The organism is Arthrobacter sp. H-02-3 (genome assembly GCF_003097355.1).
Classification (GTDB): Bacteria; Actinomycetota; Actinomycetes; order Actinomycetales; family Micrococcaceae; genus Arthrobacter; species Arthrobacter humicola.
Map to the genome: position 1 here is coordinate 148,673 of NZ_PYUI01000010.1, position 8,209 is coordinate 156,881.

General features: G+C 66.8%; 6 protein-coding genes and 1 rRNA gene. 2 read left to right on the forward strand and 5 right to left on the reverse strand.

The annotated features are described in order from the left end of the window. Positions 1 to 2: 2 nt before the first annotated feature. The 3 genes from C9424_RS11890 to C9424_RS11900 form a co-directional block, all read right to left on the reverse strand. The gene (locus C9424_RS11890; protein ID WP_116767025.1) at positions 3 to 992 is read right to left on the reverse strand and encodes a sugar ABC transporter permease; all 990 of its coding nucleotides are present in this window, start codon (positions 990 to 992) and stop codon (positions 3 to 5) included. Continuing rightward, a complete protein-coding gene (locus C9424_RS11895) occupies positions 989 to 2,638 on the reverse strand; it encodes an ABC transporter permease subunit (protein WP_116767026.1) in 1,650 nt (549 codons plus the stop codon). Before C9424_RS11895 ends, C9424_RS11890 begins: the two co-directional genes overlap by 4 nt. Before the next feature lie 135 nt (positions 2,639 to 2,773). Continuing rightward, a complete protein-coding gene (locus C9424_RS11900; protein WP_116767027.1) occupies positions 2,774 to 4,072 on the reverse strand; it encodes a sugar ABC transporter substrate-binding protein in 1,299 nt (432 codons plus the stop codon). A 337-nt stretch (positions 4,073 to 4,409) separates the two neighbouring features. Here C9424_RS11900 and C9424_RS11905 point away from each other — a divergent pair, with 337 nt between their 5' ends. Both C9424_RS11905 and C9424_RS11910 read left to right on the forward strand, forming a co-directional pair. Then, on the forward strand, positions 4,410 to 6,200 hold the full coding sequence (locus C9424_RS11905; protein WP_237563420.1) for a glycoside hydrolase family 13 protein: 1,791 nt from the start codon (positions 4,410 to 4,412) through the stop codon (positions 6,198 to 6,200). 2 nt (positions 6,201 to 6,202) lie between these two features. Then, positions 6,203 to 7,237 (forward strand): LacI family DNA-binding transcriptional regulator, encoded by a 1,035-nt coding sequence (locus C9424_RS11910; RefSeq protein ID WP_116767028.1) that lies wholly within the window; start codon positions 6,203 to 6,205, stop codon positions 7,235 to 7,237. Between the two features lie 61 nt (positions 7,238 to 7,298). Here C9424_RS11910 and C9424_RS11915 read toward each other — a convergent pair whose 3' ends face one another. Beyond that, positions 7,299 to 7,805 carry an SRPBCC domain-containing protein gene (locus tag C9424_RS11915; protein WP_116767029.1) on the reverse strand — a complete coding sequence of 169 codons (507 nt, stop codon included), beginning with the start codon at positions 7,803 to 7,805 and terminating at the stop codon, positions 7,299 to 7,301. Between the two features lie 256 nt (positions 7,806 to 8,061). Next, positions 8,062 to 8,178: ribosomal RNA gene (gene rrf, locus C9424_RS11920) — 5S ribosomal RNA — on the reverse strand. Between the last annotated feature and the right edge of the window lie 31 nt (positions 8,179 to 8,209).

An 8,209-nucleotide genomic window follows, 5' to 3' on the forward strand; every position in this document is an offset into this window, starting at 1 on the left:
GCCTAGCCCTTCACCGAGCCCTGGGTGAGGCCGCTGACGATGTAGCGCTGCAGGTAGAGGAACAGGGCCATCACGGGGACGGCCGACAGTACGGCGCCGGCGGCAAAGACTCCCCAGTTCTCGGAGCGCTGCTGGGCCACGAAGGAGTAGAGCCCGACGGCGAGCGTCTGGCTGTCCGGGTCCGTGAGCACCACGCTGGCGATCACGAACTCGCCGGAGATGGCGATGAAGCTCAGCAGGCCCACCACGGCCAGGATGGGGGTGACGAGCCGCAGGATGATGCCGAAGAAGATCTGCGCGTGGCTGGCGCCGTCGATCTTCGCGGCCTCGTCGAGGGACTGCGGCACGGTGTTGAAGAAGCCGTACATGAGGTAGGTGTTCACGCCCAGGGCGCCGCCGAGATACACCATGATCAGGCCCAGCTGGCTGCCCAGGCCGAGGGCAGGGATGACCTCGGAGATCCCGCTCAGGAGCAGGAAAATGGCGACGACGGCGAGCAGTTGCGGGAACATCTGCAGCAGCAGCAGGCTCAGCAGGCCGATCCGGCGACCTGTGAAGCGCATGCGGGAGAATGCGTAGGCCGCCATGGCGCCCAGGAACACGGTGGCCGCCGACGTCACGCCGCCCACCACCATGGTGTTGACGAACCAATGGGCGAAGGGCCGCGAGGGATTGTTCATGAGCTCGGTGAAGTTGCCGAAATCGATCCGGCTGAAAAGCGCGTTGGATCCCACCAGGGTGCCGGTGGAGTTGAAGGCCGCGGAGAGCACATACAGCAGTGGGAAGATCGCAAAGATGGTGACCACGATCCCCACAACGTGCCGCCAGCCCTTGTCCTTGAACCAGGCGCCGAAGGGCTTGCGGCGCCGGAGGGCTGGGAGCTCGCCGGCGGGCGCGGGGTCAGCGCCGATTTTCTCGCGTGTGTTGTCGCCTGCGGCGGAGGCCAGCGGCTGGTCCGTGATGGAGACGACGCGTTGTGCGGGCCCGTTCATGAGTTCACTTCCTCAAGTGCCTTGGTCTGCTTGAAGCTGATGGCCGAGACAGTGGCCACGATGATGAAGATGATGATCGCCAGGGCGCTGGCGAGGCCGTAGTCGCGCCCGGTGCCCTGCCCGAAGGCCACCTTGTAGACGAGCGTGATCAGGATGTCCGTGGCCCCGATGTCCCGGTCCGTGTCCGCGAACCGGGGACCGCCGCCGGTGAGCATGAAGATCACGTTGAAGTTGTTGAAGTTGAAGGCGAAGGAGGAGATCAGCAGCGGCGCGATCGAGACCAGCAGGAGCGGCAGCTTGATGGAGCGGAAGACCCGCCACGGGCTGGCGCCGTCCATCCGGGCCGCCTCGTCCAGTTCAGTGGGCAGGGACTGCAGGGCCCCGGTGCAGACGAGGAACATGTACGGGAAGCCGAGCCAGAGATTGACCACCAGCACGCTGATCTTGGCCAGGACCGGGTCCGTCAGCCAGCCGATCGTGGCCCCGCCCAGCAGGGTCTGGTTGAGCCAGCCGAACTGCGGGTTGAGGATGCCGGACCAGACCAGGCCGGAGAGGAACGCCGGAAACGCGTAGGGCAGGATCATGAGGATCCGGTAGACCTTCTTGCCGCGCAGGTCCTCGCGGTTGAAGGTGATCGCCAGGAACAGTCCCAGGGCGAAAGTCAGGGCCACGGACGCGACGGCGAAGGTGAAGGTCCAGAGTATGACGCCGAGCAGCGGACCGCGGAGGCTCGGATCGGTGAAGGCACGCGCGAAGTTCTCCATGCCGACGTCGATCTTCCAGCCGGTGCTCAGGGTCTCGCCGCTGTCCTTGGCGAACGCTCCCTTGCCGTTGTCCCGGTAGACGGCGCCGGTGTCCGTGTCCGTGAAGGTACCGGCACCGGCGTCGTACTTCAAAGCCGGTTTGAACTGGTAGGCGGAGCTGCCGTCGGCGGTGCGCAGGGTGCCGTCGGCGGGGTTGGCCGAGACCGGAACGGTGATGGCCAGGATCCGCTGCTGGTTGGCGACGATCTCCTGGAAGTTCAGGGTCCTGTACCCGTCCAAGGCGTTGGCCTTCCCGGTGGAATCCGTGCCGGCGCCGGAGACCTCTTCCAACGGTTTGCCGTTGCTGCCCAGGGATATCTTGCCATCCGGGTCCGTGAACAGCAGGTAGAAGGACTCGTCCTTCGACAGCACGGCCGCCTTGTACGCCGGGGAATCGGGAACGCGCTTTTGCGCCGTGAGCTGGATGGCCGCGATCGCGTCATCCTTGGTGCTGTTGTGCCCGTCGCCGTAGTTGGTGAAGGCGATATAGCCGCTGAAAAACACCACGAAGACCTGGAACACGAGCAGGAACAGCACGCCAGGGGCAAGATACTTCGCGGGCAGTCCGCCCTTGCGCAGGTAGATCCAGTTGATCACCAGCACGACGGCAGCGGCGACGGCCAGCACACCCCAAGACTGGCTGAGAAACAGCATCATGAGCACGTAGACGGCGACGGCGTCCACGAGGCCCAGCAGCACGATCTTGGCGACCGTTCCTTTGGTGGTGTCGGGGACGAAAGTTCGGCGGCGGGGCACTGCTTGTTTCCCTGCGGGTTTCCCGGCGGGGCTGCCGGGTGCTGCGGGGGCGGAATCGTCGGCCGGGCGGAGTTCGGTGTCTGTCATGGCTGTCTACGGTCCTCGGGAGAAAGCTGGGGGTGGTGCAGGAACGGGCCGGGCGGCATGGTGTGCCGCCCGGCCCGGTGCTGTGCGGTGTCCCGGGTCCTTGGGAGCCGGGGAACCGCGCGGGGGCTGACTGTATTAGCCCGCGATCTTGGCCTTGATGCTGGCAGCCATCTTGGCCCAGTCAGCGGCTGGATCGCCCTGGCCCTTGATGAGGGCGAGCTCGGTGGCTCCCCAGTCCGCCCAGACGGCACTCATTTCCGGGATGGCCGGCATGGGGACGCCGGCGGCGCCGATCTTGCCGAAGGCTGCCACGACGGGGTCGCTGGCGGCCTTCTCGAAGGAGGCCTTCAGGGCCGGCGGACGGCCTCCGGCCTTGTACATCGAGTCCTGCGCTGCCTCGGTGGTGAGGTAGTTGGTGACGAACTCGTTCGTGGCGAGGGCGTTGGCGCTCTTGGAGCTGATAAAGAAGCCGTTGACGCCGATGAACGGCTGGGCGGGCTTGTCACCGGCGGTGGGCAGCTCGTCGACGGCGAACTTGATGCCCTTCTTCTGCACGTCCGGCACGTTCCACGGACCGGTCAGGTAGTACGGGGACTCGCCGGCCAGGAACTTCTCCTTGGCGATGTCACCGGTGATGTTGGAGTTGATGATCTTCTCACCGGCGTCGCCCCAGGCGGCCAGCTTCTTGGCGAACTCGACGCCGGCAGCGTCGCCGATCAGCAGCTGCTTGGGATCGTAGCCGCCGTCGGCAGACTTGCCGAAGACCTCAGAGCCCATGGAGGACTGCAGCGGGTAGAGGTGGTACGGGTCGCCCTGCTTTGGGTCCATGCCGACGAGGAACGGGAACTTCGCCTTGCCGTCGGCCACGGCCTTCTTGCCGTTGGCGATGACTTCATCCAGGGTCTTGGCGCTCTGGGGCACGAGGTCCGTGTTGCGCAGCAGTGCGATGTTCTCGATCGCGTACGGGACACCGTAGACGGAGCCGTTGTAGGTCATCGCCTTGATGGAGGAGTCCTGGAACGCGGACTTCTTGTCGCCCAGTTCCACCGGCGCGATCACGCCGTTCTGGACGAACTTGCCGACCCAGTCGTGCGGGCCGACGATCAGGTCCGGGCCCTTGCCGGTGGGAACCTGGGTGATGAAGTCGTCGCGGACTGCGGCGAAGTCCTTGACGACGAGCTTGACCTCGATGCCGGTGTCGGCCTGGAACTTGGCCGTAATGTCCTTCAGCGCGGGTGAGCGCTCGGCGTCGACCCACATGGTGATCGTGCTGGCGCCGGAGGCCTTCAGGTCAGGCTTGGCCGTCGCGGTGGCGGGTGCGGTGGCTGCGGCGCCGCCGCATGCGCTGAGGGCCAGCGCGGCCACTGCGGAGATCGCGCCCGCGGTGAATACCCGGCGGGTCGTCCCGTTTGTGAGGGTGTTCTGCACCTTCATTGGTGTCCCTTTCATAAAATCCTGCATCCACGCATAAGGCCCTGGAAGTCCATTCCAGAGCCCCGTGGCATCGTCGGTGATGTGGCTCACAGCTGCAAGCGCTTCCAAAGTACACGCTAAGTGCGGCTTTGAAAAGTCAGTCTACCGAGCAGTAGCGGGGCCGCGGGGTCCCGCCGCTTCACGACGCGTCAGCGCTATGGGGTTACCGTTTGCCGCCCTTCCTGGTCTGGACGCCGGGGCTGCGGCCGGCAATAGTCCAATCGCTTGCCGAAAATACTTGGCCGAATATGACTGGAAGCGTTTTCAATTTCGGTGGCCGGGGCTTACGATTACCGCCATGTCCGTTGATTCAGTTCTCTTCTCCCCCGCCGCGCTGGCCGGCTTCCCGGCCGGCCCCCTGACGGGTCCGTTGACCCCGGTGCACGCCGCAGACCAGCTCCCCGGGTGGTGGCGGTCCGCTGTCATCTACCAGGTTTATCCGCGCTCGTTCCGGGACCTGGACGGCGACGGCATCGGTGACCTCGCCGGCATCACCGCTGAACTGCCCCGTCTCGCCGAACTCGACATCGACGCCGTCTGGCTTTCGCCGTTCTACCGGTCTCCGCAGCGTGACGCCGGCTACGACGTCAGCGACTACTGCGACGTCGACCCATTGTTTGGCACCCTGGATGATTTCGACGCCATGATGGCCGAGGCCACCCGGCTGGGGCTGCGGATGATCGTGGACCTCGTGCCCAACCACTGTTCGGACCAGCACCCGGCCTTCCAGGCAGCTCTGGCCGCTCCCGCCGGCAGCCCCGAGCGGGACATGTTCATCTTCCGGGACGGTCGCGGGACGTTTGGCGAAGAGCCGCCGAACAACTGGCAGTCCCACTTTGGCGGACCGGCCTGGACCCGGATTACCGAGCCGGACGGCGCCCCGGGCCAGTGGTACCTGCACCTCTTCGATTCCTCCCAGCCGGACTTCAACTGGGACAACCGCGCGGTCCACGATGAATTCGAGCGAGTCCTGCGCTTTTGGCTGGACCGCGGGGTTTCCGGGTTCCGCGTGGACGTGGCGCACGCCCTGGTCAAGGCCCCGGGCCTGCCCGAGTGGGGCGGCCGCGCCGACGGCAACAGCTGCGACGGCTTTCCCGGCCACGACGCTCCGATGTTCGGCCAGCCGGCCCTGCATGACATCTACCGCCAGTGGCGGCGGATTCTGGCAGAGTACGGCCCCGACCGGATCCTCTGCGCCGAGGCCAATGTGGACCCGCTCCCCCGCCTGGCCGACTGGGTCCGTCCGGACGAAATGCACCAGGCCTTCAACTTCCCGTACCTTCACGCGGGCCTCGACGTGCACCGCATGCGCCACGTCATCACCGAGTCCCTGACGGCGCTGGACGCCGTCGCGGCGCCCAGCACCTGGGTGCTCTCCAACCACGACGTCGTCCGACATGCCACGCGCTTCGGATACAGCGGCCAGGCGCCGCGTGACGGTGACGGAATCGGCACCTCGGACCCGCAGCCCGACGAGGAGCTGGGCCGGTCCCGAGCGGCCGCCGCGTCCATGTTCATGCTGGGGCTGCCCGGCGGGGCCTACCTCTACCAGGGTGAGGAGCTCGGCCTCCCGGACGGAATCGACATCCCGGACGCCCGGCGCCAGGACCCCACCTTCGCCCGCACCGGCGGCGCGCGGCTGGGCCGCGACGGTTGCCGTGTCCCGCTGCCCTGGCGGGGCGGGGAACTGCACGCAGGATTCGGCGACGGGCAGGATCCCTGGTTGCCGCAGCCAGAGAGCTTCGCGGGCCTGGCGCGCGATGTGCAGGCTGCTTCGCCGTCGTCGCACTTGAACCTGTACAAGCGCATGCTGGATTTGCGCCGCGGGTTGGACATGGGCCGCGGCTCCCTGTCCTGGTACGAGGACCTGTGCACGGACACGAGCCTGGCCTTCCTCAACGGGACCACGTTGGTGCTCCTGAACACGGGCTCCGAACCGCTGGAGATGCCTGCCGGACGGGTTCTGCTGCGCAGTTCAACGCCCCCGGGCGCCGGCTACGCAGCCGGGGACATGTCCAGTGCCGGGGATCAGTTAAGCTCAGGTGAAACTGTTTGGCTGGAAATCTACATCGAGGACACGGAGGGGTAGGAATGCCCGGCATCAAGGACGTCGCGGAACGGTCCGGCCTCTCCATCGCCACCGTTTCGCGCGCCTTGAGCGGCAAGGGCAACGTCTCCGCGCGCAGCCGGGAGCGTGCACGGGCCGCCGCCGCCGAGCTCGGCTTCGTCCTGTCCTACCACGCTTCCAGCCTGGCCTCCGGGCGTAACCACAATGTCGGCGTCGTGGTGCCTTCGGTCCACCGGTGGTTCTTTTCCTCGGTGGTCGAAGGCGTCTCGGCGACCCTGCTGGACGCCGGCTACGATCTCACGCTGTACAACGTGAGCGAGGGGCAGGAGCGCCGGCACAGCGTGCTGAACGACTTCCTGCTGCGCAAACGCGTGGACGCCGTGATCGCGGTATCCCTGGAGCTCTCCGAGGCGGAAATTGACCAGCTGCTGGCCATCCACCGTCCGATCGTGGGGATCGGCGGCCCCCTCCCCGGAGCCTCGACGATCCGCATCAATGACTCCGGCATCGCGGAGGCCGCGGCGCGGCACCTGATCCAGCTCGGCCACAGCAGGATCGCCCACATGACCGGCGACGCGGCCTATGAGCAGGACTTCCGCCTGCCGGGGACCCGCCAGGCAGGGTTCAAGAAAGCAATGCGGGATGCGGGACTGGCCGTCCGGCCGGAGTGGCAGGTCTCTGCCGATTTCACGATCCAGGGAGCCTATGCCAGTGCCCGGCAGTTGCTAGGCAGCTCGGCGGAACGTCCCACGGCTGTCTTTGCCGCCTCCGATGAGATGGCGATCGGCACCATTCTCGCGGCCCGGGATTTCGGCCTGAGCGTGCCGCACGACCTCTCGGTCATCGGCATCGACGGCCATGAGCTGGGCGAGGTCTTCGGTCTGACCACGATCGATCAGGACGCGCGGGGCCAGGGCGCGCTGGCCGTGCGGCGCCTGCTGGCAGGGCTCGACGGCGGCGAGGACGCGGGGGCCGCAGACACCGAATACCCCACTCGCTTTGTGATCCGGTCCAGCACTGCTGTTCCCCCCGTTGACCAGGGGCCCTTGCGCAACTAGGCATCGGGCTGCGCGGCCGCGTCAGAGGGTGCGGTCGTCCAGGAGTGCGTCTACGGCTCGCTCAGGCGTCCGGGCTGCCGGTACCGGCGCCGCCCATGAACCGGACGAATCGGTCCAGGACACCGGGCCAGCCGGCCGCATAGTCGGCCCGGGCTGCCGCGGGATCCTCGGCGCCTTCCCAGCCGCTGTGCACCAGACGCAGCTCCGTCCCGTCACCGACCGCCTTGAACGCCACCCGGAGCTCAGTGGACCACATGGCCGTGGTTCCGGGGTGCCAGCTGGCGTGGAAGGACAGCGGAGGCTGCCAGTCATCAATCGAGCCCCAGACGGCTGTCCTGCCATCATCCGAGGTCTCCAGGATCAGGCTCTCCTCGAACTCCACGTAGGAGCCGAGGCCATAGACGCTGTGGTCCTCCATCGGCCACCAGAGGTGCGTGTGTTCGGTGAAGCCCATGAACGCCCGGGCGACAGCGCCAGGGACCACGACACTGACGACGACGGGATCAAGTTCGTCGGCCGGCTCAGGTTCCGGCGCGCTCGACGGAGCATGGCTGAAGAGGTTATCCATGGGCAACCACTCTACCCGCGCGACGCCCCCGCACGTTTCGCACTGATCGGTCCGACGCTGCCGCACGTCTGACAGGGATCGCTGCGGTGCTCCCGCACGTCCCGCAGTGCCGGCGCGCTCCTCCCTCACGTCCCGGGGGGTGTGCCGGTGGTGGGGGTGGGTCGCGGGGTGTGTGATGTCTCAGGTGATGGGTTTTGTTGGTTAAATGCGGGAGGACCCCCAACCAGTGGTTGGGGGTCCTCGACCAGTAATGATGTTACGGCGGTGACCTACTCTCCCACACCCTCCCGGGTGCAGTACCCTCGGCGCTGTGGGTCTTAGCTTCCGGGGTCGGAATGGGACCGGGCGTTTACCCCACGGTATGACCGCCGTAACCCTTGCTACACCGCCTTCACCCTGGGGGG

What these genes read in the sequence shown, in the direction of transcription:
- C9424_RS11890 (WP_116767025.1), bottom strand. Translation starts at nt 992, where the DNA reads ATGAACGGGCCCGCACAACGCGTCGTCTCCATCACGGACCAGCCGCTG.
- C9424_RS11895 (WP_116767026.1), bottom strand. Translation starts at nt 2,638, where the DNA reads ATGACAGACACCGAACTCCGCCCGGCCGACGATTCCGCCCCCGCAGCA.
- C9424_RS11900 (WP_116767027.1), bottom strand. Translation starts at nt 4,072, where the DNA reads ATGAAGGTGCAGAACACCCTCACAAACGGGACGACCCGCCGGGTATTC.
- C9424_RS11905 (WP_237563420.1), top strand. Translation starts at nt 4,410, where the DNA reads ATGTCCGTTGATTCAGTTCTCTTCTCCCCCGCCGCGCTGGCCGGCTTC.
- C9424_RS11910 (WP_116767028.1), top strand. Translation starts at nt 6,203, where the DNA reads ATGCCCGGCATCAAGGACGTCGCGGAACGGTCCGGCCTCTCCATCGCC.
- C9424_RS11915 (WP_116767029.1), bottom strand. Translation starts at nt 7,805, where the DNA reads ATGGATAACCTCTTCAGCCATGCTCCGTCGAGCGCGCCGGAACCTGAG.